Here is a 26,286-nt window from a genome sequence, read left to right on the forward strand (position 1 = left end):
CACAGATATAAAAGTGAAAAAGGGGGCCATATGCAGGCCCCCTAACCAAACGTGTACTACCTGGTCTATAAGGGCTCTCCCCCCTTCATATTTCGCGCCGCAGATGCGTTGTCTTCGCTCGCTCATCCCGGTCACTTACTGATGTAAGCTCCCAAGAATTATCGAGCTTGCCGCCTTTCTGCAACTCGAACTATTTTGGGGGAGTTATCAAGCCTTATTACTCAGCTTCTACGAAGCTTTCTTCCGCCTGGGAAGCCAGATCCTGAGAACGGCCTTCACGTACGGTTGCAGCTACAGCGCCCAGGTACAGGGTCACAGCACGGATTGCGTCGTCGTTACCCGGGATAACGAAGTCAACACCGTCCGGATCAGAGTTGGTATCAACGATAGCAAATACCGGAATACCCAGGTTGTTTGCTTCTTTGATAGCAATGTGTTCGTGGTCAGCATCGATTACAAACAGAGCGTCCGGCAGACCGCCCATGTCTTTGATACCGCCCAGGCTGTTTTCCAGTTTCTCCAGCTCACGAGTGCGCATCAGCGCTTCTTTCTTGGTCAGCTTGTCGAAAGTACCGTCCTGAGACTGAGTTTCCAGGTCTTTCAGACGTTTGATGGACTGACGAACGGTTTTCCAGTTAGTCAGCATACCGCCCAGCCAGCGATGGTTCACGAAGAACTGGTCGCAGCTCAGAGCAGCGTCTTTCACCGCTTCGCTTGCAGCGCGTTTAGTACCAACGAAAAGGATTTTACCTTTGCGAGAAGCAATCTTGTTCAGTTCAGCCAGAGCTTCGTTGAACATCGGTACAGTTTTCTCAAGGTTGATGATGTGAACTTTGTTACGCGCACCGAAGATGAACGGCTTCATTTTCGGGTTCCAGTAACGGGTCTGGTGACCGAAGTGAACACCAGCCTTGAGCATGTCGCGCATGGAAACAGTTGCCATGATTAAAACCTCTATATAAAAGTTGGGGTTATGCCTCCACGTATCCCATATTACCGACCCCAAAGGGCACCCCGGAATATGTGCCGATACGTGTGTGTTGTTACACAAAGTGAGATTGTCGCTCCCGTCCAGTCTGTGTATACGAAATGGATCGGAAGTCCGGCGCGCTTTATACCACAAATACGCCGTGGACTCCAATAATTGTTGGCGCTGTGTACAGCATCAGACGCTGAATTTTCTATTATAGAAAACCCTCGGTGGCACGTTTCGCGAAGTTCAGAATGATTCTCAATTTGACAGGGTGTGATACCATTGACAGCACTTACATATATATTGTCGGTATCACCGACGCTGATGGACAGAATTAATGGCTATCTCAATCAAGACCCCTGAAGATATCGAAAAAATGCGCGTCGCTGGCCGCCTGGCTGCCGAAGTGCTGGAGATGATCGAACCCTATGTTAAACCGGGCGTCAGCACCGGCGAGCTGGATCGCATCTGTAATGATTATATTGTTAATGAACAACACGCGGTTTCGGCCTGCCTCGGCTATCACGGTTATCCGAAATCCGTTTGCATCTCTATTAATGAAGTGGTGTGCCACGGTATCCCGGACGACGCCAAACTGCTGAAAGACGGTGACATTGTTAACATTGACGTCACCGTAATCAAAGATGGTTTCCACGGCGACACCTCGAAAATGTTTATCGTCGGTAAACCGACCATCATGGGCGAACGCCTGTGCCGCATCACGCAAGAAAGCCTGTACCTGGCGCTACGCATGGTAAAACCAGGTATTAATCTGCGCGAAATCGGCGCGGCAATTCAGAAATTTGTCGAAGCAGAAGGCTTCTCCGTTGTTCGTGAATATTGCGGACACGGTATTGGTCGCGGCTTCCACGAAGAGCCGCAAGTGCTGCACTATGACTCACCTGAAACCAACGTCGTGCTGAAACCGGGGATGACCTTCACCATCGAGCCAATGGTCAACGCGGGTAAAAAAGAGATCCGCACCATGAAAGATGGCTGGACGGTAAAAACCAAAGATCGCAGCTTGTCTGCACAATACGAGCATACTATTGTGGTGACTGATAACGGCTGCGAAATTCTGACGCTACGCAAGGATGACACCATCCCGGCGATAATCTCGCACGACGAATAAGAGGCAGACAAACGCAAAAATGCCTGATGCGCTACGCTTATCAGGCCTACTTTCTCCTGCAATATATTGAATTTGCAAGGAGTTGTAGGACGGATAAGGCCTTCACGCCGCATCCGGCATGAACACGTGCACTTTGTCAACAATCTGAAGCCGGCGAATGCCGGCTTTTTTAATGCGATAATTTAATCTTATGGGTGGCGCACAATGAATACCCTTCCAGAACAGTACGCAAATACCGCTCTCCCCACCCTGCCCGGTCAACCGCAAAATCCATGCGTCTGGCCCCGTGACGAATTAACCGTCTCTGGGATAAAAGCCCATATTGATACCTTTCAGCGTTGGCTGGGCGATGCCTTTGATAGCGGGATCTCCGCAGAACAGTTGATTGAAGCCCGCACCGAGTTTATCGACCAACTCCTGCAACGCTTGTGGATTGAAGCCGGTTTCAGTCAGATTGCCGACCTGGCGCTGGTCGCTGTCGGTGGCTATGGTCGTGGCGAGCTGCATCCACTTTCGGACGTCGATTTACTGATCTTAAGCCGCAAGAAACTGCCGGACGACCAGGCACAAAAAGTAGGCGAGTTGTTAACGCTGCTCTGGGATGTGAAGCTGGAAGTCGGTCATAGCGTGCGGACACTTGAAGAATGCATCCTGGAAGGGTTATCGGATTTAACCGTAGCCACCAATTTAATTGAATCACGCTTGTTGATTGGCGATGTTGCGCTATTTCTCGAACTGCAAAAACACATTTTCAGCGAAGGATTCTGGCCTTCCGACAAGTTCTACGCGGCGAAAGTTGAAGAACAGAACCAGCGCCACCAGCGTTACCACGGCACCAGCTACAACCTTGAGCCAGACATCAAAAGCAGCCCCGGGGGCTTGCGTGATATTCACACTTTACAGTGGGTGGCCCGCCGCCATTTTGGCGCAACATCGCTGGATGAAATGGTCGGGTTTGGCTTCTTAACCTCAGCGGAACGAGCAGAATTAAACGAGTGCCTGCATATTTTGTGGCGTATTCGCTTTGCCCTGCATCTGGTCGTCAGCCGTTACGATAACCGCCTATTGTTTGATCGCCAGCTTAGCGTCGCCCAGCGTCTGAATTACAGTGGTGAAGGTAACGAACCGGTCGAGCGGATGATGAAGGATTACTTCCGCGTCACGCGCCGCGTCAGCGAACTCAACCAGATGCTGCTACAACTGTTTGATGAAGCCATCCTCGCCCTGCCCGCCGATGAAAAGCCGCGTCCGATTGACGATGAGTTTCAGCTACGCGGTACGCTTATCGACCTGCGTGATGAAACACTATTTATGCGCCAGCCGGAAGCCATCTTGCGTATGTTCTACACTATGGTACGCAACAGTGCGATCACCGGCATTTACTCCACCACGCTGCGCCAGTTACGTCACGCCCGCCGTCATCTGCAACAACCACTGTGCAACATTCCGGAAGCGCGAAAGCTATTTTTGAGCATTCTGCGTCACCCCGGCGCAATGCGTCGCGGGTTACTGCCGATGCATCGCCATAGCGTGCTGGGCGCCTATATGCCCCAATGGTCGCATATCGTCGGGCAGATGCAGTTTGACCTGTTCCACGCTTACACAGTGGATGAACATACTATCCGCGTGATGCTGAAACTGGAGAGTTTTGCCAGTGAAGAAACGCGCCAGCGCCATCCGTTGTGTGTGGACGTCTGGCCGCGCCTGCCATCACCAGAGCTGATTTTTATCGCCGCACTATTTCACGATATCGCCAAAGGGCGCGGCGGTGACCACTCCATACTCGGCGCACAAGACGTGGTGCATTTTGCCGAACTGCACGGCCTGAACTCGCGCGAAACGCAACTGGTCGCCTGGCTGGTTCGCCAGCACTTGCTGATGTCGGTCACCGCCCAGCGCCGCGATATTCAGGATCCGGAAGTCATCAAACAATTCGCCGAAGAAGTACAAACGGAAAATCGACTGCGTTTTCTGGTCTGTCTGACGGTAGCCGATATTTGCGCCACTAACGAAACGCTGTGGAATAGCTGGAAGCAGAGTCTGTTGCGCGAACTCTATTTTGCCACCGAAAAACAGCTACGACGCGGAATGCAAAACACGCCAGATATGCGCGAACGAGTTCGCCATCACCAGCTTCAGGCACTGGCGCTGCTGCGTATGGACAATATCGACGAAGAGGCGCTACACCAGATCTGGTCACGCTGTCGCGCTAACTATTTTGTCCGCCATAGCCCAAATCAACTGGCCTGGCACGCTCGCCATTTATTACAGCATGATTTAAGCAAGCCGCTGGTATTACTTAGCCCACAGGCTACGCGCGGCGGTACGGAGATATTTATCTGGAGTCCTGATCGGCCGTATCTGTTTGCCGCCGTGTGTGCCGAATTAGACCGCCGCAATTTAAGCGTTCATGACGCGCAAATTTTCACGACCCGCGACGGTATGGCGATGGATACCTTCATTGTGCTGGAGCCGGATGGCAGCCCGCTATCCGCAGATCGCCATGAGGTTATTCGCTTTGGTCTGGAGCAAGTACTGACACAAAGTAGCTGGCAGCCACCGCAGCCGCGTCGTCAACCCGCCAAATTACGTCACTTTACTGTTGAAACCGAAGTGACGTTTTTGCCGACCCATACCGACCGCAAATCATTCCTCGAACTGATCGCCCTCGACCAACCAGGACTGCTGGCACGGGTGGGGAAAATTTTTGCCGATCTGGGAATTTCGCTTCATGGCGCCCGAATTACAACCATTGGTGAGCGAGTAGAAGATTTATTCATAATCGCCACCGCCGACCGACGTGCGCTTAATAATGAGTTGCAGCAGGAAGTGCATCAGCGGTTGACAGAGGCCCTCAATCCAAACGATAAAGGGTGATGTGTTTACTGATATGAAAAGAGTTTAACAATGCAGCAGTTACAGAACATTATTGAAACCGCTTTTGAACGCCGTGCCGAAATCACGCCAGCCAATGCAGACACTGTTACCCGCGAAGCGGTAAATCAGGTGATCTCGCTGCTGGACTCCGGCGCGCTGCGTGTTGCGGAAAAAATTGACGGTCAGTGGGTGACGCATCAGTGGTTGAAAAAAGCGGTGCTGCTCTCTTTCCGTATTAATGATAATCAGGTGATCGAAGGGGCAGAAAGCCGCTACTTCGATAAAGTGCCGATGAAATTCGCCAACTACGACGAAGCACGTTTCCAGAAAGAAGGCTTCCGTGTTGTACCACCAGCGGCGGTACGTCAGGGTGCGTTTATTGCCCGTAACACCGTGCTGATGCCGTCTTACGTCAACATCGGCGCATATGTTGATGAAGGCACCATGGTTGATACCTGGGCGACCGTCGGTTCCTGTGCGCAGATTGGTAAAAACGTGCACCTGTCTGGCGGTGTAGGCATTGGCGGCGTGCTGGAGCCGCTGCAGGCTAACCCGACCATCATTGAAGACAACTGCTTCATCGGCGCGCGCTCTGAAGTGGTTGAAGGGGTGATTGTCGAAGAAGGTTCCGTTATTTCCATGGGCGTATACATCGGTCAGAGCACCCGTATTTACGACCGTGAAACCGGCGAAATCCACTACGGTCGCGTTCCGGCAGGCTCTGTGGTTGTTTCTGGCAACCTGCCGTCGAAAGATGGCAAATACAGCCTTTATTGTGCCGTTATCGTTAAGAAAGTTGACGCGAAAACTCGCGGTAAAGTCGGTATCAACGAACTGCTGCGTACCATCGACTAAAAGTATGCAAACGGGCAGCACGATGCTGCCCGTGTGCTTTCTGACTCAGATTAATTCGCCCTACTCATTCTTGTCCCTTCTTTTAAATACTTTTTCATCTTTTTTGGACTGTCATGTAATTCGCAAAACGAAGATAAATGTGCTAATCCATCCTCTGGAATATCGCCAGAATAAAGCAGGTAATTTTTTAAATTTTACGCCATGATAGAAGTCTGGAAGAAAAAGGCTTTCCGCGATCACAGTCGAGCCGGGCGGGCCAGGCCAAATGCTAAGATAAGCACAATTTACTGACTCATTTTGAGGTAACGCTATGTACGACAATCTGAAAAGTCTGGGTATTACCAATCCTGAAGAAATTGATCGTTACAGCCTCCGGCAGGAAGCCAACAACGATATTCTGAAAATCTATTTTCAGAAAGACAAAGGTGAGTTTTTCGCCAAGAGCGTGAAGTTTAAATATCCGCGTCAGCGCAAAACGGTGGTCGCCGATGGTGTGGGTCAGGGTTATAAAGAAGTGCAGGAAATCAGCCCAAATCTTCGTTATATCATTGATGAGCTTGATCAAATCTGCCAGCGTGACCGTAGCGAAGTTGATCTTAAGCGTAAGATCCTCGATGACTTGCGTCACCTGGAGTCAGTGGTAACCAATAAGATCAGTGAGATTGAAGCGGATCTGGAAAAGCTGACACGCAAATAATAGTAACTGATGTCATTCTGCGAGCCGGGTAAAGTATCACCCGGCTTTAATTTTGTTATGAACCTACCGCTCTTCATCCAGTTGCAGCGCCACATACAGCAGCAACCTGTCATCAAAATTGCCCAAATCCAGGCCGGTCAGTTCTGATATACGATTAAGTCGATACTCCAACGTATTTCGATGGATAAACAGCGCCTTTGACGTTGCCAGCGGTTGCACATTGTGGCGAAACCACGCCGCCAGTGTTCGCCGCAGCAATCCGTTATTGTCCATCGCTTTCAATCGCGCCAGCGGTCGCGCCAGTTCGTTGGCTTGCCAGTCGCCGCGCAAACTATCCAGTAAAACTGGTAGCATCAGATCCTGATAAAAATAGCAGCGATTTTCGGGCATTCGCTGTTTACCGACTACCATCGTTGTTTTCGCCGTGCGGTAAGAGCGGGCAATACTGCCAGGTCCAGTAAAATAATTACCCAGCGAAACGCGAAACCGCAGCTGGCCGTACTCTTTCATACGAGTAATGAGCTGCTCAACTCGCTTACAATGCTCTTCTGCATCCCAGCGCCCAAACGGATTCAACGCCGGTTTCAACACCACCATTTCGGTCAGCGAGACAATCGCCACCAGATTATTACGCTCCGGCGTAATCAGCGCATTTTGCAATTGCTGTAACTCTGCCATTGCGCTGTCCACGCCAAGCTGACCGCTGTCGACCTCGACAATAGCCACCACTCGCGGTTGATTGAGATCTATCCCCAACCGTTGCGCCCATTCAGTGAGTGCGGGTGTATTCTCCTCGGCCTGAATCAGGTTCATCACCAGTTCTTCCCGCAAACGGCTATCCTGCGCCAACAGGTGCATCAACCGCGACTGTTCCAGCATCATTTCAGCCGTCATGCAGACCAGTTCGCCATATTTGCGCAGATTCTCTGGTTCACCAGTCAGGCCAATTACGCCGACAATCTCACCTTCCAGCCGTAACGGTAGATTAATCCCTTGCCGCACACCGTGCAGATGACGTGCTACCGCATCATCGATATCGACAACTCGCCCCTGCGAGAGTACCAGCAATGCACCTTCGTGCAATTCACCAATACGTTCACGATCGCCGCTGCCGATAATGCGCCCGCGAGCATCCATTACATTGATATTGGTATCGATAATGCGCATGGTGCGCGCCACGATATCCTGCGCCATTTTGGTATCAAGATGCCAGCCAGCCATAAGTCCTCCCTTGTGCACGGTTTAGCATAAGGAAGTGCGAAACGTACGGCATTGTGAAAATGCCCAAAGGAACGAAGATATATATGGAGTTGTGGGGAAGTTCACAGATTGCATGAAGACCCCCTTCCCTGAACGGGAAGGGGTTGAGGAAGATTACTGCATTAACAGGTAGATGGTGCTGTCGCCGCGCTGAATGTTCAGTGCCAGCACGGATGGTTTGCTGTCGAGAACTTTACGCAGTTCAGCGATGTTTTTCACTGCCTGCTGGTTCGCGCCAATAATCACATCACCTTTTTTCAGGCCAATCTGTGCAGCCGGAGTGCCCGTTTTCACGTTGTTCACGACGACGCCCTGATCTTTGCCTTTGTTGCTCATCTCAGCGCCTTCAATGCCGTTGAAGATGGAGCTGGAGTCAACCTGATTCTGGCTGCTCTGCTGCAGTTCCAGGTTCACGTTAACCTGCTTACCGTCGCGCAGTAAGCCCAGAGTCAGTTTGCTGCCCACCGGCATGGTGCCTACCTGGGCACGCAGCGCGGCAAAGCTGCTGATTGGCTTACCGTTCAGTGAGGTGATCACATCACCCGCTTTAATACCTGCTTTCGCGGCAGAAGAATTCGGCAGAACCTGACTTACAAATGCACCGCGCTGGGCGTCAACTTTCATCGCTTTCGCCAGTTCGGAGTTCAGTTCGGTTCCCATAATACCCAGCTCGCCGCGTTTCACCTGCCCGTATTCCACCATCTGCGAAGTCAGGTTTTTCACCATGTTGCTCGGGATAGCAAAACCGATGCCGATGTTGCCGCCGTCCGGTGCGAGGATTGCGGTGTTGATACCAATCAGTTCGCCGTTCAGGTTAACCAGCGCACCACCGGAGTTACCACGGTTGATTGCCGCATCGGTCTGGATGAAGTTTTCGTAGTTTTCGGCATTCAGGCCGCTACGCCCCAACGCAGAGACGATACCGGAAGTTACCGTCTCGCCCAGACCAAACGGGTTACCGATAGCGACGGTGTAATCACCCACGCGCAGCGCGTCGGAATCCGCCATCTTAATTGCAGTCAGGTTTTTCGGGTTCTGGATTTGGATCAGCGCGATATCAGAACGCGGATCTTTGCCAACCATCTTCGCGTCGAACTTACGGCCATCGCTCAGTTGGACTTTAATTACCGTCGCATTATCAACAACGTGGTTGTTGGTGACGACATAGCCTTTATCGGCATCAATAATAACGCCGGAACCCAGCGCCATGAATTTTTGTTGCTGGCCGCCGCCATTGCCGCCCTGGCCCCCCTGGCAGAACGGAGAGCTCTGGAACGGAGAACCGTCCTGGCAGAACGGAGAATCATCGCCGAAGAACTGCTGGAAATTACGCGGCATACGCGGCGTATTGACGGTTGTGCTACCTTCTACGTTAATACTGACCACCGAAGGCATCACCTTTTCGAGCATCGGTGCAAGGCTTGGCATCTGCTGTGCTGTCGTTGCTGAAGATGTCTCAGCCGCCGTCGCAGAGAGCGGAGATAACGCCAAACCTAAACTCAGAGCCAATGCACTCAGTGCTAATGTGGTTTTTTTCATGTATTTCAGTCTCGATTAACAGATAACGCAAAATTGCTGTGTTCTTCAGATTCGTTTTATAGCGCGAAGTTCCGAACTAAAGTTTCTGCAAAAAGTAAAAATTTATTGTCCGTCTTTACAAAAGCCTGGTTATTGTTCTACCGCCATAAGCCGCCGATATTCATCCCACGCATAAAGGTCCGTCATGCCGCTGATATAATCCTGTAACAGCCGACAACGATAATAATATTCCCATAACGGGAACTCAGGAGAATCTGACGGTAATTTACTGACAGCCTCGACATAGGCCAGCCGATGGCGCGTTGAGAGCTTGTGGAATAAGCGTGATTCAATGGGGAAACGTTTTACTCGCTCTTTTTCTACCAGTTCAGTAAAGTCTGATAATGACATGCTTAATAAAGGACGATAAATCTCTAATAACCCGCTAATCACCCGATACCCCTGCAACTCAAGCTGCTCGACATCTGGATGGCTAAACACATGTTTTACGGCGACATTTTTATATAATTTTAAAAGTTCACTACATTCACTGGCATCTTCTAACAGGGCATGATTAAACGTTCCGGCAAAAATCGTCGGCAAATTATCAATAAATCGTTGTGCCGCATAGGGCACCAGCTTATTGAGGGTGTTCACCCGTAAATACATAAAAAACTGATCTTCCGTACTGCGGCTTAAACTATTTGAGCGCGATTTTTCCCAGGCATTTTCTACCACTTGTGCAAACAGAGAACCTTTCTCATGCTGACCCCACGCATCATGCAAATGATGATAAAGCTGCTCAACGGTAAATATTCTTTTCTCTACCGCATCTTCAAGATCAGCCACACAATAAGAGATATCGTCAGCTGCTTCCATAATCCACGTTAATGGAAAACGACTGTAAAGCGCCAAATTAAGTTCTTTACGCAAACGGGCAATATAGGCTTCTTCAGAAAGATAATAGCCCGGTTTTTTCATTAAATAGTGGTGAGTCTCAGGCGTTTCACCACGCCACCACGCCGGACGAGTATATTTTAAAATACCGCCAACCTGCGCCCAGGTGAGATTCATCCGCATCAATGTATGCACCAGACGAATACCTTGTGCATTGCCTTCAAAATGACATAAGTCCTGACGAATTTTGCGCCGCAGCTCGTTAAGTTGTTCCTCCCCTTCCCGCAATCGCAACGCTGTCACGCTACAGCGATCGTCGGTCAGCGGCTGACTTTCGGCATCCGCTGGGTACAAACGCTGGCGAAACCAGTCATTTATAGCCGCTTCACCAAAATGACCAAACGGTGGATTACCGATATCGTGCATCAGGCATGACATCTCGACAATGCTTTCAAACGGCCCGGTCAGTTCATCCAGGCCGTACTCCTCCAGCAATTTAAGTTCTTTCAGACGACTTAAAATCTCTTTGGCGATATAGCGCCCCACCTGCTGAACTTCCATTGAATGGGTAAGACGCGTGCGTACGGCGGCATTGCGCTCAAGTGGAAAAACCTGGGTCTTTTGTTGCAGACGACGAATCGCCGGAGAGTTAATAATACGCCCGCGCTCGCTTTCGAAGATCCGCAGGATCTCATGTTCGGTTTTAACGCCCTGCGGTGAACGATAACGACGATGCCAGTTTATTTTGTTTCGGAAATCAATCTGTGCCATGTCCTCTCCCGCGTGAGAAATACGCTTCCTCTTAAGCGCATGATAAACTATGCCCTCAAATCAGGCTTATCGCGAGTAAATCTATGAAAATCGGCATCATTGGTGCAATGGAAGAAGAAGTTACGCTACTGCGTGACAAAATCGAAAACCGTCAAACTCTCCGTCTGGGTGGCTGTGAAATCTACACAGGTCAACTGAACGGAACCGAGGTTGCGCTTCTGAAATCGGGCATCGGTAAAGTCGCTGCGGCGCTGGGTGCAACTCTGCTGCTGGAACACTGCAAACCAGATGTGATTATTAACACTGGTTCTGCAGGGGGCCTGGCGCCAACGCTGAAAGTGGGCGATATCGTTGTCTCTGACGAAGCACGTTATCACGACGCGGATGTCACGGCATTTGGTTATGAATATGGTCAGTTACCTGGCTGTCCGGCAGGCTTCAAAGCTGATGATAAACTGATCGCTGCCGCCGAGTCCTGCATTGCCGAACTGAATCTTAACGCTGTACGAGGCCTGATTGTCAGCGGCGACGCGTTCATCAACGGCTCTGTTGGTCTGGCGAAAATCCGCCACAATTTCCCGCAGGCCATTGCGGTAGAGATGGAAGCGACAGCTATCGCTCATGTCTGCCACAATTTTAATGTACCGTTTGTGGTGGTACGCGCCATCTCCGACGTGGCCGATCAACAGTCTCATCTCAGCTTCGACGAATTTCTGGCCGTTGCAGCCAAACAGTCCAGCCTAATGGTTGAGTCACTGGTGCAGAAACTGGCGCATGGCTAAGTCACTGTTCAGGGCGCTGGTCGCCCTGTCTTTTCTCGCACCGCTGTGGCTCAACGCCGCGCCGCGCGTTATCACACTTTCTCCCGCCAACACTGAACTTGCCTTTGCCGTCGGGATCACGCCGGTAGGGGTCAGCAGTTATTCCGACTATCCGCCAGAAGCGCAGAATATTGAGCAGGTTTCCACCTGGCAAGGGATGAATCTGGAACGCATCGTGGCGCTGAAACCCGATTTGGTGGTTGCCTGGCGCGGAGGGAACGCCGAGCGGCAGGTTGACCAACTTGCTTCGCTGGGAATAAAAGTCATGTGGGTCGATGCGACAAGCATTGAACAAATTGCCGATGCGTTACGTCAACTGGCTCCCTGGAGTCCGCAACCTGACAAGGCCGGAAAAGCCGCGCAAACCTTACTGGAACAGTATGCGCAACTGAAAGCGCAATATGCTGATAAACCGAAAAAACGTGTTTTCTTACAATTCGGCATTAATCCGCCATTCACCAGCGGAAAAGAGTCGATTCAGAACCAGATACTGGAAGTTTGCGGCGGAGAAAACATCTTTAAAGACAGTCGAGTTCCCTGGCCGCAGGTTAGCCGTGAACAAGTATTAGCACGCGCACCGCAGGCCATTGTCATCACTGGCGGAGCGGATAAAATTCCTAAAATAAAGCAATACTGGGGCGAACAACTCAAAATTCCCGTTATTCCTCTCACAAGTGACTGGTTTGAACGCGCAAGCCCACGTATTATCCTCGCTGCACAACAACTCTGTAATGCGCTTTCACAAGTGGATTAGCGCCTGACCTTTCAGGTGCTCAGTGGGGATTGAAAAATGCTCGTCTATTGGCTGGATATAGTCGGTACAGCGGTATTTGCCATCTCCGGCGTTTTGCTGGCCGGAAAATTGCGTATGGACCCTTTTGGCGTCCTGGTTCTGGGCGTGGTTACCGCAGTAGGTGGCGGGACAATTCGCGACATGGCGCTGGATCACGGTCCGGTATTTTGGGTGAAAGATCCCACCGATCTGGTCGTCGCGATGGTGACCAGTATGCTGACTATCGTTCTGGTACGCCAGCCAAGGCGCTTACCCAAATGGATGCTGCCGGTGCTGGATGCTGTTGGTCTGGCAGTGTTTGTTGGCATTGGTGTCAACAAAGCCTTTAATGCGGAAGCCGGTCCGTTAATCGCGGTTTGTATGGGTGTGATCACCGGCGTTGGCGGCGGGATCATCCGCGATGTACTGGCGCGCGAAGTTCCGATGATATTACGCACAGAAATCTACGCGACGGCCTGTATTATCGGCGGTATTGTCCACGCTACAGCTCATTACACCTTCTCCGTACCGCTGGAAACAGCCAGTATGATGGGAATGGTTGTAACGCTATTGATACGGCTGGCGGCTATTCGGTGGCATCTGAAATTGCCGACGTTTGCGCTGGATGAGAATGGGCGTTGAAGAGAGAAGGTGTGCCGGATAGTTTATCCGGCACATTAACAGCAGATTAGATGCTGAAGGAAGAACCGCAACCGCAGGTGCTTTTCGCATTCGGGTTGGTTACGATGAAGCGTGAACCTTCCAGACCTTCGGTATAATCAACGGAACCGCCGACCAGATATTGCAGGCTCATCGGATCAACCACCAGGCCAACGCCCTGTTTTTCGATGGTCATATCGCCTTCGTTCACCTGATCATCAAAGGTGAAACCATACTGGAAGCCGCTGCAACCGCCACCGGTGATATACACGCGTAATTTCAGATTCGGGTTATCTTCGTCAGCGATCAGGCTTTTAACTTTGTTGGCTGCTGCGTCGGTAAACTCCAGCGGCAGTGCTACGTCATCACTCATATTTTGCTCCAAACGACATCGGCAATTGGGCAAATTCTAACCCAATAATAACTGCCATTATCTAATACCCTGGTATTTCGTTCAAGTATTCTCGCTGGCAGCCACGGCCTTGCTTCGCGCCAGCTGCTCCGCTTCCTGTTTTGCCAGCGTGCGGGCAAGAATCGCCGAGTATAACGGTTTCCCACCAGTAAATTGTGCTAATAGTGTTGCGCCAAGACCGGTAATAATCATTGGCAAAATGAGCTGATAGTTATCTGTCATCTCAAGCACCAGGATGATCCCGGTCAACGGCGCACGAACAGAGGCCGCCAGTAACGCCCCCATTCCAGCTATAGCAAATGTCCCTGCTTCAAGGTGGTATTGCGGAAATATCTCCGTGGCAGCCATGCCAAATGCCGTTCCCAAAACCGTACCGAGCGCCAGCATCGGAGCGAAAATACCGCCCGGCGCGCCAGAAGAGAAGCAGAGCAGCGTAGTGATCACACGCGCGACAAAAATAAATATCAGCATTCCCATGCTGAAATTCCCCGCCGTAGCGATAGGAATCAGGTTAAAACCGCCGCCCGAAGTTTCTGGTGCAACGAAACCCAACAACCCGCACAGACCGCCAATCGCACCGCCCATCAACACCCATTTAGTGATATTGCCGCCGTGCACACGGTGCAGCAAATCCTGCATCCCCAGAACCCATTTATTAAAAACAGGGCCGAAGATACCAAAAATAATGCCGAGGATCAGATAAAGCCACAGGGTATTGAGCGGCGCGTCAGAAAGTTTACCGACGTCAATCAGCGCAACTTCATGATTAAATATCCGGTACATAATGGTCGACATAATGACGCCAATAAATACCGCTTTAATCGAAATTAACGTATAGCGAAACTGCGGACGCATCTCTTCGATAATAAATAGAATACCCGCGAGCGGCGCGTTAAAGGCCGCCGCCAGCCCCGCCGCTGCACCGGTTGCCAGCAACGTGTGGCGAGCTTCATCACCTTTCATGCGGAAAATATCAAGCACCATACGGCCAATGTTACCGCCGATCTGCACGGTTGGTCCTTCACGCCCCAGAACCATACCACCACCGAGTGTCCCCAACCCGCCAAAGAATTTCACCGGCAAAACACGCCACCAGCGAACGGGACGTTGATCTTCCAGCGCCCCTTCAATTTCCGGAATCCCTGAACCACCTGCTTCTGGCGCGTATTTACGCACCAGAAAGTAGCCGAACATTGCCAGCACCGCCGAACAAAGAAAAGCGACGGTTAACAGAAGTGGGTAATTATCAGCAGTATGTACCAGCGCACCCATACGTTGGTTTTGCAACCAGGCGACGCCTTTGTCAAAAGCAACTGCAGCCAGCCCGACAAGGGTGCCGACGACCGCCGCCATAAACAAAATGGCTAATGGTGTTTTGTCGCGCTCAAGAAGTTGGCGAATCAGTTGTCTGCGTCGCAGACGCGCGGCCTGCGGTATTTCATAAGAAGGAGTTTCAGTTTTCATCCAATGATCACATATTGGTCATACAAATAAGATGACGGCATTTTACTCGCTCGTTCCATGAAAATCCTTTGCAAAGCGTAATGTTTCAAATACCCAAAACTTTTATACTCTTAGAAATCCAGGTTGCAGCAGTATAAGCAACCTGATGTTTGACGAGTATTTAACTTGTTATGAATAACATAGAATAGCAGCCATTCACTTTTTCTACGAATCAGGAACCCTCCATGAGTAAGTCTGAAAACCTATACAGCGCAGCGCGCGAGCTGATCCCTGGCGGTGTGAACTCTCCTGTTCGCGCCTTTACCGGCGTGGGCGGTACTCCACTGTTTATCGAAAAAGCGGACGGCGCTTATCTGTACGACGTTGATGGCAAAGCCTATATCGATTATGTCGGTTCCTGGGGGCCGATGGTGCTGGGTCATAATCATCCGGCGATCCGCAATGCAGTGATTGAAGCCGCTGAACGTGGTCTGAGCTTTGGTGCGCCGACCGAAATGGAAGTAAAAATGGCGGAGCTGGTGACCGAACTCGTGCCGACGATGGATATGGTGCGCATGGTGAACTCTGGCACCGAAGCAACGATGAGCGCCATCCGCCTGGCGCGTGGTTTTACCGGTCGCGACAAAATCATTAAATTCGAAGGTTGTTACCACGGCCACGCTGACTGCCTGCTGGTGAAAGCCGGTTCTGGCGCGCTCACGTTAGGTCAGCCAAACTCTCCGGGCGTTCCGGCAGATTTCGCCAAACATACCTTAACCTGTACCTATAACGATCTGGCGTCTGTACGCGCCGCGTTTGAACAGTATCCGCAAGAGATTGCCTGCATTATCGTCGAGCCAGTGGCAGGCAACATGAACTGTGTTCCTCCGCTGCCAGAGTTCCTGCCGGGTCTGCGCGCGCTGTGTGACGAGTTTGGCGCGTTGCTGATCATCGATGAAGTTATGACCGGTTTCCGCGTGGCGCTGGCAGGCGCACAGGATTATTACGGCGTGGTGCCGGATCTCACCTGCCTGGGCAAAATCATCGGCGGTGGGATGCCAGTAGGCGCATTCGGCGGTCGTCGTGATGTAATGGATGCACTGGCTCCGACCGGCCCGGTCTATCAGGCTGGTACGCTTTCCGGTAACCCAATTGCGATGGCAGCAGGTTTCGCCTGTCTGAATGAAGTCGCGCAGCCGGGCATTCACGAAACGCTGAATGAGTTAACCACGCGTCTGGCGGAAGGTCTGCTGGAAGCGGCAGAAGAAGCGGGAATTCCGCTGGTCGTTAACCATGTTGGCGGCATGTTCGGTATTTTCTTTACCGACGCCGAGTCCGTGACGTGCTACCAGGACGTGATGGCCTGTGACGTGGAACGCTTTAAGCGTTTCTTCCATATGATGCTGGATGAAGGTGTATATCTGGCACCGTCAGCGTTTGAAGCGGGTTTTATGTCTGTGGCGCACAGCATGGAAGATATCAATAACACCATCGATGCTGCGCGTCGGGTGTTTGCGAAGTTGTGATGATTTTGCCTCGCCCACCGGGCGAGGCATTCAATTAACGGCTCTGCTTTCTCAACAAATAGATAAAGTACGGCGCGCCAATAAACGTCGATAGCAACCCCGCTGGGATCTGGAACGGAAACAGCACCATCCGCCCACACCAGTCAGCGAATACCAGCAGCAAACCTCCCACCAGCGCCGAAATCACAATATGCGGCATCGTTCGTCGAAAGCCCATCATCCGCGCGATATGCGGTGCCATCAGACCAACAAAACTCAACGGTCCAATAGTCATCGTCGCGGTCGCTGTCAGGCAAGCCGCTAACAGCAGCAACGCAATTCGCGTCGGCGTCAGCGCCATTCCCACAGCTCGTGCGGTATCACCACCCAGCGGTAAAATGGTCAGCCAGCGGCGGCACAGCGGGGTAATCGCCAGCAAAATCACCATCACAATTCCTGTGCGCCAGACCTGTGCATCGGTCGCGTTGTAGGTCGAACCGGAAATCCAGGTCAGCACTTGCGCCATTCGCGGGTCACCACTCGCCTGCAACATCATCAAAAGCATGGTGAACGCGGTGCTTAACGCCATCCCCGCCAGTAACATGCGGTGTGGGGAAAATCCACCGCGTCCGGCGGCGATCATAATGATCAACAGCGTCACCGCCGCGCCAAGACTTCCCGCAGGCAACAGCCAGCCAAAGGCGTTGCCCGGCACCAGAAACAGCATCAACACTACGCCAAACGCCGCGCCGGAGCTAATCCCCAGCACTTCCGGGCTTGCCATCGGGTTTCCGGTCAACCGCTGAATAATGCAGCCCGCCACCGCCAGCATGACGCCCGCAAACAGTGCTGCCATAATTCGTGGCCAGCGCCAGGGCATTAAATCATCAAGCAGCGCCCCGCTCGCCCACGTCCAGCCGTGCGCATCACGACCAAACGACAACGCCACAACCACAGCAATCAACAGCAGCACGCCGCCAGCGAGGGCAAACGCCAGCACATGTTGGCGTTCAGTCGCGACACGATCGTTCACCTTCATATCTGGCGCACTAATGCTGCGTAAACGCGGCAGCAGCCACAACAGCAGCGGCGCACCGATGAGCGCAGTGACCGAACCGGTGGAAACTTCCATCCACACGCGAGTCAGCCAGAGGATGATTTGATCGGAAAGCCAGAGGATCAGCGCACCAATCAGCGACGCCAGCATCAACCGTGGCAGCAAACGCCGCGCCCCCAGCATTTTCGCCAGCAGTGGTGCGAACAACCCGATAAAACCGATAATCCCTACCGCGTTCACCAGCAGAGCACTGATGACAATCGCTAGCGACAGCGCCGCCAGACGCGCGAGCGACAAGGCCAGCCCGAGATTGCGCGCCACGCCATCATCAAGCCCCATCAGGGTTAATGGACGAAGTAGCAGCAACGTCAGCATCACACCGCCCAGCAACTGCGGCCATAAACGCTCAACGCCGCCCCAGTCGGTTTGCGTCAGCGTTCCTGTACTCCACAGGAACATGCTTTGCAGTTGGTCGTGATGGAAGATAACCAGTAACTGATTGATTGCCCCGCAATAAAGGCTCACCACCAGACCCGCGAGGATCAGCGTTACCGGCGAAAGGCGCTTGCCCCACGCGACGCCAAAGACAATTAAGCCAACGACACAAGCCCCTGCCAACGCGGCAAACTGGCTCGCCATCGCGCCGGGGATCGCCCAGAGCGTGGTGACGGTAATTCCCAGTTGCGCGCCCGTTGCGACGCCCAGCGTGGTCGGTTCTGCCAAAGGGTTACGCAACACTTGCTGAAACAGCACGCCCACCAGCCCCAGACCTGCGCCAACCAACAGCGAAATAGCCAGACGCGGCAGCAAGCTGTAGTGAAAAATCATCTGTTCAATGACATCGATATCCGGCGACCAGGCAGCCTGCGCCCACTGACTACGCGGCAGCGCCTGCGAGAAGTTCATCCAGGTCAACGCCGCAGCGGCAATCACCAGCAGCGCCAGTAATAACGCCGGGAAAAGCGCAATTCGTTTACTCACGCTTTACCTCCGATGGCGTTATCCAGAATACGCACAAAATGCATTGCCGAGAGCGTCGCACCATAGAACCAGACGGCGGGTACGCGCTGAAAGCGTCCGGCACGGACAAACGGCATTGCCTGCCACAGCGGCGTCGCCATTAACGCGTCCATGTCTTTGCTGTTGTCGTGATCAAAACAGAGCACATCAACATCTTTATAGGCTGCCAGACGATCGATACTGACGGCGGTACTGCCCCAAAAGTTGGTTTCCCCTTGCCAGGCATTTGGGATGCCGTACTCATCGAGAATTTCCTGGAATAAGCTGTTTGGACCGAAGACCAACATATGGCGCGAATCGATAAGCGTCGTCAGCAGTAACGGACGCGCTCCTCGCTTTACAAAGCGGGGTTTCATGCTGCGGATAAAGTCTTCATATTGCGCTAAATGCGTTTCCGCTGCACTTTGCAGGTTAAGTAAATCTGCCATTTCCGTCAGCGATTTACGCGCCATCGCCAATGGCTGTTTGCCGTCGCTGAAGTTAAATCCGCGACCCGGCGCAATACGAGCCAACATTTCTGGTGAAGGACCATATCCCGCCGACCAGACCATAAACGACGGTTTCATTTCGGTCAGCAGTTCGAGGTTAGGTTCTGTACGCAAACCAACGTCAATCACTGACTCCGGCAATGGTGGCTCGCTGACCCACAGTCGATAGTTGATGGTATCCGCCACGCCGTAAGGCACGATGCCGAGCGCCAGTAGTAACTCCACCGGCAACCACTCCAGTGCCACAATACGATTGGGATCAATAGCCGCCGCACGGGCGGTATTCATCTGCCATAACAACGGAGAAAGCGCCATCGCCGTTAACAGTCGGCGGCGCGAAATAAGAGATAAGCCGCTCATCAATAAACAAAACTCACAGGTGCAGCACCCGCCGGATGCGGCAAAATACCCATCGGGATGCCATAAATCATTTCGAGGGTTTCGCCGCACATAATTTCCGCAGGCGTTCCCTGAGCAATCATTTCACCGCCGCGCAGGGCGACCAGATAATCACAGTAACGCGCAGCCATATTGATATCGTGCAGCACGGCAATGACCGTCAGGCCACGCTCCTGACTTAAACGATGCACCAGCGCCAGTACGTCAACCTGGTGGGCGATATCCAGCGCCGAGGTCGGTTCGTCCAGCAACAGACAGCGGCTATCCTGCGCCACCAGCATGGCGATCCATGCCCGCTGACGCTCGCCGCCAGAGAGACTATCGACCAGCCGCTGCGCCAGCGGTTTTAAGCCAACCAGCGAGATAGCTTCCTCGACCTTTTCGCGATCTGCCGCGCCAAAGCGCCCCAGCGCGCCATGCCACGGGTAACGACCAATCGCCACCAGTTCACGCACCGTCATCCCTTCTGCCGGAGGAAGCTGCTGCGGCAAATAAGCCACTTTGCGGGCGAACGCTTTGCTGCTCCAGCTTTCCAGCGGCTGGGCATCAAGAAGAATTTCACCTTCCGACGGCGGCTGATGACGACCGAGCATTTTCAGTAACGTGGATTTACCGGAACCGTTGTGACCAATCAGACCGGTCACTTTCCCGGCAGGAAAGGTTAACGACAGCGGATGCAAAAGCGTGCGCCCAGGCACACGAAAGGAGATATTACGCAGTGCAAAAGTGGTATCGGAATGATTCGTGTATTCCTGCATAACAGCCAACTTGTGAAACGGGCACGGAAATCCGTGCCCCAAAAGAGAAATTAGAAACGGAAGGTTGCGGTTGCAACGACCTGACGTTCTGCGCCCCAGAAGCAGCCATAAGTGTTAAAGCAGCTGGCGACGTATTCACGATCGAACAGGTTGTTAACATGCAGCGCCACGTTGGAGCCAGCCATACCGACTCGCGCCAGATCATAACGCACTAACGCATCCACGACCGTATAACTTCCCACTTTAAAGGAGTTAGCCGGATCACCATAGCTGGAGCCTGTATAACGACCACCGGTGCCCAGCGTCAGACCTGAAAGCGGGCCGTCAAAGAAGGTGTAGTCAGCCCACAGAGAAGCCATGTGTTTTGGCACCTGCGCAGGCGTATTGCCTTTGTAGGTAGTATCGGTGGTGTATTCCGCATCGGTGTAGGTATAAGAACCCACCACGTTAACACTCGCCGACAATGCCGCTTTTGCTTCGATTTCTACGCCACGTGCGCGGATCTCGCCACCTTCAACCGAGAAGAAGGAACCCTCAGGGTCCGCCATCAGGTTATTGGTTTTGGTGAGATTATACAGTGCACCCGTCACCACAATTGGGCGATCTTCCGGTACATATTTCACGCCGACTTCGTACTGCTTACCTTTAGACGGTGCGAAAATATTACCATCCTTTCCGACCTGGGAAGAAGGTTCAAACGATTCGCTATAACTGAAGTAAGGTGTTACGCCATTATCAAACAGGTAGTTAACACCACCACGCCAGGTAAACTGTTTGTCATCACGTTTATCGGTCGTCCCGGCAACGCGGTTAAGAGATTCTTGATCCGCCCAGTCATAACGACCGCCCAGGGTGACCAGAACTTTATCCCACTGCGCCTGATCCTGAACGTAAATACCCGTTTGCTTCTGCTTATTCAGAATGCGGTAAGGGCCGGAGTTTGCCGGATCTTTCGCATTGAAATCGAAATCGGTATTCACCGGATTGTACAGATCGAGCAGCGGTACGGAGTCGTCGTAACCAAACCAGGCGTTGATGTCGTTACGCATACGCATGAAATCAACACCCGTCAGCAGGGTGTGGTCAATATCGCCAGTGGCAAATTTGCTCTGCAGCTGGGTATCAACAGAGAAGTTTTGCAGCTTCTCATCATCAACGACATATTTACGCGCCAGATAATGGCCTTTGTCCGCTGGCGCTAATGCCGCACATTGTTGGCTGTAAGCATTCGCCGGATCGGAGCAGACACCGTAACCATAAACGCTGTTTTGCGAGGTTTTGTTTTCCGCAAAGCGCAGGTTCTGACGCACGGTAAAGGTATCGTTAAATTCGTGGTCGAAGCTGTAGCCCACCATCTTCTCATTACGAGAATAGGTGTTGTTCTTCGCCCCTTCGTTAAAGTCCGTCGGCAGACGCTTACCATTTGGCAGCGGCTCAACGGTTCCCTCTTTCGGCAACCAGCCGTAATAACCGGTTTCCGGCTCGTTCTGGAAGTAAGAAAGGAAGGTGAAATTGGTTTTATCGTCCGGACGCCAGGTGAACGCCGGTGCAATAGCATAACGCTGCTCTTCTGACCCTTTCTGCTGAGCATTGGCAGAACGCGCAAGACCGGTCAGGCGATAAGAGTAAACGCCGTCATCATCCAGTGCATCGCTAAAGTCAAAACCAGTCTGGAACAGGCTGTCAGTACCGGCTTTAAATTGAACTTCTTTCAGCGGTTCGGTAGTCGGACGCTTGCTGACCATGTTCAACAGGCCGCCAGGGCTGCTTTTACCGTAAAGCACGGAGACCGGACCACGCATAATTTCAGCGCGTTCCAGCATATACGGGTCAATGACCGCATCGTTATAGAAGTTGCCCTGCAACTTCAGGCCATTCAGATAGTTATTCTGGCTTTGGCCTTCTGCCGCAAAACCGCGAATGATCAGGTGGTCATAGGTGTTGGATGCGCCACGCGTACCAACAGAGACACCTGGCGTGTAGCTGAGCGCCTCTTTTACTGACTTAGGCTGATGCAGCGCCATCTCTTCGGCGGTCACAACAGAAATAGACTGTGGCACTTTTTGAATCGGCGTATCTGTTTTGGTGCCGGTAGCGGACTGTCGCGCCGCAATAGTTGCAGCCGGCCCCCATGCGCTTTCTTGCGGCGCAGGTGCAGCGGTAACGGTGATAGTGTCTTCTTTCGGTTCAACCGCTGCCTGTGCATAAACAGACATGCCGCTAACCGCTGTGGCTACTACAACTGCGATTTTACGCAGCGAGTGTTTTGGCTGAGCAGTTTTGTAACGCGCCATTGGTATATCTCTGATGTAAAGTGAATGATAACGTAAACGAGAATGATTATTATAAAGATAAGATAATATTCGAAAGGCTGACGGGTTCGCAAGCGGTACGCAATATGCGCGCCCCTGAAGGGTCAATAAACAATCAGATGAAAAGAAAGGGTTAATTGTTTAGGCGGGATGTTACTGATATTGACTTATCTACGCCCTGTGTTCATTCATTCCACAAGGCGTAGTGATTTATTCCCCAGTCTATACAAGCCGCGTCAGGATAACGCTTTCAGAAGAAGCTGCGCGCGATGCTCATCGCTCACGGTCTCCCAGGCTTCCGCAAGCTGAACGTGCGCTTGTTTACTGATATCTATAGAAACCGCCAGTCCTTCATCAACTTCCGGCGCCTGAGTGTTGTTCTCACTCTGTTCAATGGCACGGAAAATTGCTTCATTCATGGTGGCAGTGTCGAGCGAACCCAGACGGCTTTTTAGTGCCTGAGCGGTGGAGGCAGAAACCCACATGCGGACGATCTCTTCATTCACCGGTTCACTCTGCACACGAAAATAGCAAAGATTCTCGTCTGACGGCAGCGGCACGTCAAAATATGGCTGGATCTTGATACCCGCACTGGTCGTCACGGAATAGCGTTTCTGCTTTGTATCCCGGTCATATATCCACAAACTTTTGCTGGCCTTACGTGCCCCTTTAGCTGGAGTAACATTCCATACTGCTGTGTACTGCTCCGGATTTGGCGGGATCATCCGCTCTTCAAAATAGAGGAATTCCGTCAGACTATCCTCCCATAGTAGCCAGCCTGTACGCATATCAGGGGTCTTATGAGGTGCGGCATCTCTTACCGTTTGCGTTCGACGTTCTATAAGCTCTGCGTATTGCTGGAAGACGTCATGCATCACGTCGTTAGCATCACGAGTGGTATCATCAATACGGATCGAACGCGTTGCAGCCGGGTGCATAAGCGTAGTGCCGCAGACTGACTTGATCGGTCTGTCACGCAGGCCTGCTATGCGCAAGAGTTTCATCTCCAGCCCCAATCCCTGATAATTGACATCAATATGTAAATTGCTCCAGCCACCATCAGGAATATTTTTTGCCAGGCAGTAAACGCGACTCCAGTCACCTTCCTCCAGCTTTCTGCCCATCATGGCGGCAACCTGAGTTGCCAACCACCGTTTAGCAAATACCTTTTCAGTATCAGTAAATGCTTGTAAGTATGCCATTACAACGGATCCTTATTACCTTCCAAAAGAGCAATTGCCTGAGACCTGAAGGTCGCGAAGTCCAACATTTTCCCATGCAGTAAAAGACTTTCAGCCAGATATTCGCTGTAGAGAGTGCGATAATCAATATCAGCCTCACGTTTAACGTGCAGATAAGGAAGCACGGGGATCGTACCATTTCGCTGGCTCAGGAATTCCTTAACTGAAATGGTTTTCGCCTCCGCCGTTGACACTTCCTGCTTGTTGCCATTTTCAACTTTACGACAATGCAGCATGAGATCAGCACCTGCGGTGTTATCGCTAACAAATTGCTTAAACGTACCATGCTGCTTGTCGAAAATATCGATCCTTTCAATGGTAAAACCAGCATCCAGCACTGCATTACGCAGACGATTCCAGATGTCCTCCGAAGAGTTCATAAATACCAACACCATCCAGTGTCCTGGTCTTAGCACACGATAACTTTCAGCCAGACTCTGCGTCATTAATTCCTGATATCTGTTGGCATCCTTTTTTTGTACGCGATTAACTATGGCTTCATCCGTGGCATCCGTATAGGACATTAACCAGGACTCCCACAACATATTCATTTCGCTATAGTTAATGTTGGCTCCAAACGGCGGATCGGTGAAAATCAAATCAACACTATTATCCGGCAGAAACGAAAGATCGGTCGCGGAACCCGTTTTAACCTGACAACGGCCAACGTAAGCTTTAGCCGTGGTTTCAAGGTGATCAATAATTGATCTGGCCTTGCGTTCGAAGGTCAAAAAGATATTCGCTTCATTGAAAATATACGGGACATTAAAATTTGCCGTATTACCGCTGCCGCCCCAAAAACGGTACTCAGAAAGCCGGGTCACACGCTGATAGAGCGAAGTGAAAACAAAGCCGAGAAATGCGGCAATATTGGTATCTTCAACGCGATGAATCGCTTTCCACAACTGGCTCATCGCCGCCAGATTTCTGGCAGTATAAAAATGCTTTATGTTAGTCAGGCCATGACGCTTGGGCTGTGCCAGATTCACGCCATCTGGTAGATCGAAATCCGGGATGAACCCCTCAGCAAGATATTTGCCTGCGTCAATTGCGGCAATGAGCTTAAGATCGGCCTCCACAGGCGGCACCTCGGACTGAGCTTTACCGCAGCATTTATACCCCACGAGAACCGGCACTGGCGTCGTTCGGGCAAGGCGCGATTTTTTGACCTGATGATGACAATAAGGGCACGGGAACTCGCGCAAAAATTTATGTTCGCGCACAGTGTTACCGTAGCTACGGCATTCGTCCCAAAGCACAAACTCCTTACTACACTCACTGCAAATGACTTTGTATGACCAGACAGTAAAGAGCAACTCCGCCTCTTTTCCACAGGTGCGGCATTGCGTTGTGTAAAGGGTTTTACGCAGATCCTCCAGACTCTCAGTAACTACTTTTACCGCCGCCGCGAGCGCAGCGGGATCGCATTGCGATGTAAATCGATTAGCGATAAAACTGGCTGCAGGTGACAGTTCATTGAGAATGACATCATGACCGGTCGTCAGTGCCGCGACCCCTGTCATACCGCTTCCCGCAAAGGGATCAAGCACCAGTCCGCCTTCGGGCAAATATTTTTGCAGCACCTGGGCAATCCCTTGAGGCGGAACTTTGGTGTGATATGTATGCGCGTCATAAGTATACGTATTCTTTCCTGCTGAAACGCCCTCCGCCACAGCCTCTTTCACGGTCTGCGCAGCTTCAGAATGTGATGAAAGAATTTCAGCCAACAGGTATTCACCATTGCCCCAAAGTTCTCCTTTTTTAAGTCGGGAGAGCAGAGGCAGCCTCGGCTCATCGCGCAGCACAATCGTGCCTTCATATTTGTCGGCTGTCGTTTTTTTACGTATCCCACGAGAGGCGAATGTTCGTGTCGTATTCAGATTCGCAAGATCGATCGCCAGACCCGCATTGAGCTTCGCAAGTAGCTCATGCAATTCTTTTATCGTATCGGCACTGGGTTCAATATCCCCGCGAATCCAGCGAGCAACTGAAATGTAAGAAGTGCCGAGATACTGCGCCACGCCTTTCGGATCCAGGCCACTTAATGCCATAATTTCCTGCAATAATGCCTGATAGTGATTCTCAGGATGTGATTCTTGCTGACCAGAGCGCATCATCTTTTGCCCCCCTCATTAATACCAATAACAACGTTGAGAGATACCTCATTAGCGTGCACTGCTATAGTCATTCACTATTTACCTTTTTGATTCGCTTTCTCATTAAGTCCGGCAAAGGCTGTGTCGATACGCTTCATCGACTATTCTGAGAGGATGTCTGTTGGCATCAAAGGAAGAATGTTTCACGCAAAAAATATTTAAATTCATTGCGTTGAATATTAAACAGGTCAATTTCTTCTGATATTTGCATCCCACTAAATTTAGCAGGTTCCCTGTATCAACAGAGAACCTGCCATTAGTA

General features: G+C 51.6%; 22 protein-coding genes. 8 read left to right on the forward strand and 14 right to left on the reverse strand.

Features of this window, described 5'->3' with window-relative positions:
* Window positions 1-217: 217 nt before the first annotated feature.
* The gene (gene rpsB, locus LG381_RS00165; RefSeq protein ID WP_000246882.1) at window positions 218-943 is read right to left on the reverse strand and encodes a 30S ribosomal protein S2; all 726 of its coding nucleotides are present in this window, start codon (window positions 941-943) and stop codon (window positions 218-220) included.
* A gap of 367 nt (window positions 944-1,310) precedes the next feature.
* On the opposite strand from rpsB, the gene map reads away from it, so the two are divergent.
* The 4 genes from map (at window position 1,311) to LG381_RS00185 (ending at window position 6,534) form a co-directional block, all read left to right on the forward strand.
* Entirely contained in the window at window positions 1,311-2,105 is a 795-nt protein-coding gene (gene map / locus LG381_RS00170; RefSeq protein ID WP_001018190.1) for a type I methionyl aminopeptidase, read from the forward strand.
* A 204-nt stretch (window positions 2,106-2,309) separates the two neighbouring features.
* Window positions 2,310-4,982, forward strand: coding sequence for a bifunctional uridylyltransferase/uridylyl-removing protein GlnD (glnD, locus tag LG381_RS00175; protein ID WP_001094592.1), 2,673 nt, complete (start codon window positions 2,310-2,312; stop codon window positions 4,980-4,982).
* 30 nt (window positions 4,983-5,012) lie between these two features.
* Window positions 5,013-5,837, forward strand: coding sequence for a 2,3,4,5-tetrahydropyridine-2,6-dicarboxylate N-succinyltransferase (dapD, locus tag LG381_RS00180; RefSeq protein ID WP_001186663.1), 825 nt, complete (start codon window positions 5,013-5,015; stop codon window positions 5,835-5,837).
* Between the two features lie 310 nt (window positions 5,838-6,147).
* Window positions 6,148-6,534 (forward strand): DUF3461 family protein, encoded by a 387-nt coding sequence (locus tag LG381_RS00185; protein ID WP_000272188.1) that lies wholly within the window; start codon window positions 6,148-6,150, stop codon window positions 6,532-6,534.
* A gap of 63 nt (window positions 6,535-6,597) precedes the next feature.
* Here the strand turns inward: LG381_RS00185 and cdaR are convergent, their stop codons facing one another.
* The 3 genes from cdaR to dgt all read right to left on the reverse strand — a co-directional run bounded on the left by cdaR (window position 6,598) and on the right by dgt (window position 10,980).
* Window positions 6,598-7,755 (reverse strand): DNA-binding transcriptional regulator CdaR, encoded by a 1,158-nt coding sequence (cdaR, locus tag LG381_RS00190; RefSeq protein WP_137325973.1) that lies wholly within the window; start codon window positions 7,753-7,755, stop codon window positions 6,598-6,600.
* Between the two features lie 153 nt (window positions 7,756-7,908).
* Window positions 7,909-9,333 (reverse strand): serine endoprotease DegP, encoded by a 1,425-nt coding sequence (degP, locus tag LG381_RS00195; protein ID WP_000753934.1) that lies wholly within the window; start codon window positions 9,331-9,333, stop codon window positions 7,909-7,911.
* A 129-nt stretch (window positions 9,334-9,462) separates the two neighbouring features.
* Complete coding sequence (gene dgt / locus LG381_RS00200; RefSeq protein ID WP_225761886.1) at window positions 9,463-10,980, reverse strand: dGTPase; 1,518 nt, start codon at window positions 10,978-10,980, stop codon at window positions 9,463-9,465.
* A gap of 83 nt (window positions 10,981-11,063) precedes the next feature.
* On the opposite strand from dgt, the gene mtnN reads away from it, so the two are divergent.
* From mtnN to LG381_RS00215, 3 genes are read left to right on the forward strand one after another with little or no spacing between them, the layout of a single operon-like run.
* Window positions 11,064-11,762, forward strand: coding sequence for a 5'-methylthioadenosine/S-adenosylhomocysteine nucleosidase (mtnN, locus tag LG381_RS00205; RefSeq protein ID WP_000689855.1), 699 nt, complete (start codon window positions 11,064-11,066; stop codon window positions 11,760-11,762).
* Window positions 11,755-12,555 (forward strand): vitamin B12 ABC transporter substrate-binding protein BtuF, encoded by an 801-nt coding sequence (gene btuF, locus LG381_RS00210; RefSeq protein ID WP_222680652.1) that lies wholly within the window; start codon window positions 11,755-11,757, stop codon window positions 12,553-12,555. The genes mtnN and btuF overlap by 8 nt, the downstream gene beginning before the upstream one ends.
* A 36-nt stretch (window positions 12,556-12,591) precedes the next feature.
* A complete protein-coding gene (locus LG381_RS00215; RefSeq protein WP_000964226.1) occupies window positions 12,592-13,215 on the forward strand; it encodes a TRIC cation channel family protein in 624 nt (207 codons plus the stop codon).
* A gap of 46 nt (window positions 13,216-13,261) precedes the next feature.
* Here LG381_RS00215 and erpA read toward each other — a convergent pair whose 3' ends face one another.
* The 4 genes from erpA to LG381_RS00235 are packed head-to-tail and all read right to left on the reverse strand — an operon-like array spanning window position 13,262 to window position 15,168.
* Window positions 13,262-13,606, reverse strand: a complete 345-nt coding sequence (gene erpA / locus LG381_RS00220) for an iron-sulfur cluster insertion protein ErpA (protein WP_001295564.1) — start codon at window positions 13,604-13,606, stop codon at window positions 13,262-13,264.
* On the reverse strand, window positions 13,599-13,664 hold the full coding sequence (gene yadW, locus LG381_RS00225) for a small protein YadW (protein ID WP_122998795.1): 66 nt from the start codon (window positions 13,662-13,664) through the stop codon (window positions 13,599-13,601). Before yadW ends, erpA begins: the two co-directional genes overlap by 8 nt.
* Before the next feature lie 23 nt (window positions 13,665-13,687).
* The gene (gene clcA, locus LG381_RS00230; RefSeq protein WP_000846361.1) at window positions 13,688-15,109 is read right to left on the reverse strand and encodes a H(+)/Cl(-) exchange transporter ClcA; all 1,422 of its coding nucleotides are present in this window, start codon (window positions 15,107-15,109) and stop codon (window positions 13,688-13,690) included.
* A complete protein-coding gene (locus LG381_RS00235; RefSeq protein ID WP_212741837.1) occupies window positions 15,106-15,168 on the reverse strand; it encodes a hypothetical protein in 63 nt (20 codons plus the stop codon). Before LG381_RS00235 ends, clcA begins: the two co-directional genes overlap by 4 nt.
* 165 nt (window positions 15,169-15,333) lie before the next feature.
* Here LG381_RS00235 and hemL point away from each other — a divergent pair, with 165 nt between their 5' ends.
* Window positions 15,334-16,614, forward strand: a complete 1,281-nt coding sequence (hemL, locus tag LG381_RS00240) for a glutamate-1-semialdehyde 2,1-aminomutase (protein WP_000045244.1) — start codon at window positions 15,334-15,336, stop codon at window positions 16,612-16,614.
* 34 nt (window positions 16,615-16,648) lie between these two features.
* On the opposite strand, the gene fhuB is transcribed toward hemL, so the two are convergent.
* From fhuB to LG381_RS00270, 6 genes are all read right to left on the reverse strand, one after another.
* Window positions 16,649-18,631, reverse strand: coding sequence for a Fe(3+)-hydroxamate ABC transporter permease FhuB (gene fhuB / locus LG381_RS00245; protein WP_105290121.1), 1,983 nt, complete (start codon window positions 18,629-18,631; stop codon window positions 16,649-16,651).
* Window positions 18,628-19,518, reverse strand: coding sequence for a Fe(3+)-hydroxamate ABC transporter substrate-binding protein FhuD (gene fhuD / locus LG381_RS00250; RefSeq protein WP_225761887.1), 891 nt, complete (start codon window positions 19,516-19,518; stop codon window positions 18,628-18,630). Before fhuD ends, fhuB begins: the two co-directional genes overlap by 4 nt.
* The gene (gene fhuC / locus LG381_RS00255; protein WP_225761888.1) at window positions 19,518-20,315 is read right to left on the reverse strand and encodes a Fe3+-hydroxamate ABC transporter ATP-binding protein FhuC; all 798 of its coding nucleotides are present in this window, start codon (window positions 20,313-20,315) and stop codon (window positions 19,518-19,520) included. Before fhuC ends, fhuD begins: the two co-directional genes overlap by 1 nt.
* 50 nt (window positions 20,316-20,365) lie before the next feature.
* On the reverse strand, window positions 20,366-22,609 hold the full coding sequence (gene fhuA / locus LG381_RS00260; RefSeq protein WP_000135208.1) for a ferrichrome porin FhuA: 2,244 nt from the start codon (window positions 22,607-22,609) through the stop codon (window positions 20,366-20,368).
* A 254-nt stretch (window positions 22,610-22,863) separates the two neighbouring features.
* Window positions 22,864-23,829 carry a hypothetical protein gene (locus tag LG381_RS00265; protein ID WP_000323819.1) on the reverse strand — a complete coding sequence of 322 codons (966 nt, stop codon included), beginning with the start codon at window positions 23,827-23,829 and terminating at the stop codon, window positions 22,864-22,866.
* Window positions 23,829-25,985 carry a DNA methyltransferase gene (locus tag LG381_RS00270; protein WP_225761889.1) on the reverse strand — a complete coding sequence of 719 codons (2,157 nt, stop codon included), beginning with the start codon at window positions 25,983-25,985 and terminating at the stop codon, window positions 23,829-23,831. The genes LG381_RS00265 and LG381_RS00270 overlap by 1 nt, the downstream gene beginning before the upstream one ends.
* Window positions 25,986-26,286 lie beyond the last annotated feature (301 nt).

The organism is Escherichia sp. Marseille-Q3837, assembly GCF_916618735.1.
Lineage (GTDB): Bacteria > Pseudomonadota > Gammaproteobacteria > Enterobacterales > Enterobacteriaceae > Escherichia > Escherichia ruysiae.

Coding starts and splice junctions, on each gene's coding strand:
- dapD (WP_001186663.1), top strand. CDS start 5,013: ATGCAGCAGTTACAGAACATTATTGAAACCGCTTTTGAACGCCGTGCC.
- LG381_RS00270 (WP_225761889.1), bottom strand. CDS start 25,985: ATGATGCGCTCTGGTCAGCAAGAATCACATCCTGAGAATCACTATCAG.
- clcA (WP_000846361.1), bottom strand. CDS start 15,109: ATGAAAACTGAAACTCCTTCTTATGAAATACCGCAGGCCGCGCGTCTG.
- map (WP_001018190.1), top strand. CDS start 1,311: ATGGCTATCTCAATCAAGACCCCTGAAGATATCGAAAAAATGCGCGTC.
- fhuD (WP_225761887.1), bottom strand. CDS start 19,518: ATGAGCGGCTTATCTCTTATTTCGCGCCGCCGACTGTTAACGGCGATG.
- cdaR (WP_137325973.1), bottom strand. CDS start 7,755: ATGGCTGGCTGGCATCTTGATACCAAAATGGCGCAGGATATCGTGGCG.
- mtnN (WP_000689855.1), top strand. CDS start 11,064: ATGAAAATCGGCATCATTGGTGCAATGGAAGAAGAAGTTACGCTACTG.
- rpsB (WP_000246882.1), bottom strand. CDS start 943: ATGGCAACTGTTTCCATGCGCGACATGCTCAAGGCTGGTGTTCACTTC.
- fhuA (WP_000135208.1), bottom strand. CDS start 22,609: ATGGCGCGTTACAAAACTGCTCAGCCAAAACACTCGCTGCGTAAAATC.
- erpA (WP_001295564.1), bottom strand. CDS start 13,606: ATGAGTGATGACGTAGCACTGCCGCTGGAGTTTACCGACGCAGCAGCC.
- glnD (WP_001094592.1), top strand. CDS start 2,310: ATGAATACCCTTCCAGAACAGTACGCAAATACCGCTCTCCCCACCCTG.
- btuF (WP_222680652.1), top strand. CDS start 11,755: ATGGCTAAGTCACTGTTCAGGGCGCTGGTCGCCCTGTCTTTTCTCGCA.
- hemL (WP_000045244.1), top strand. CDS start 15,334: ATGAGTAAGTCTGAAAACCTATACAGCGCAGCGCGCGAGCTGATCCCT.
- degP (WP_000753934.1), bottom strand. CDS start 9,333: ATGAAAAAAACCACATTAGCACTGAGTGCATTGGCTCTGAGTTTAGGT.
- LG381_RS00185 (WP_000272188.1), top strand. CDS start 6,148: ATGTACGACAATCTGAAAAGTCTGGGTATTACCAATCCTGAAGAAATT.
- LG381_RS00215 (WP_000964226.1), top strand. CDS start 12,592: ATGCTCGTCTATTGGCTGGATATAGTCGGTACAGCGGTATTTGCCATC.
- dgt (WP_225761886.1), bottom strand. CDS start 10,980: ATGGCACAGATTGATTTCCGAAACAAAATAAACTGGCATCGTCGTTAT.
- fhuC (WP_225761888.1), bottom strand. CDS start 20,315: ATGCAGGAATACACGAATCATTCCGATACCACTTTTGCACTGCGTAAT.
- LG381_RS00265 (WP_000323819.1), bottom strand. CDS start 23,829: ATGGCATACTTACAAGCATTTACTGATACTGAAAAGGTATTTGCTAAA.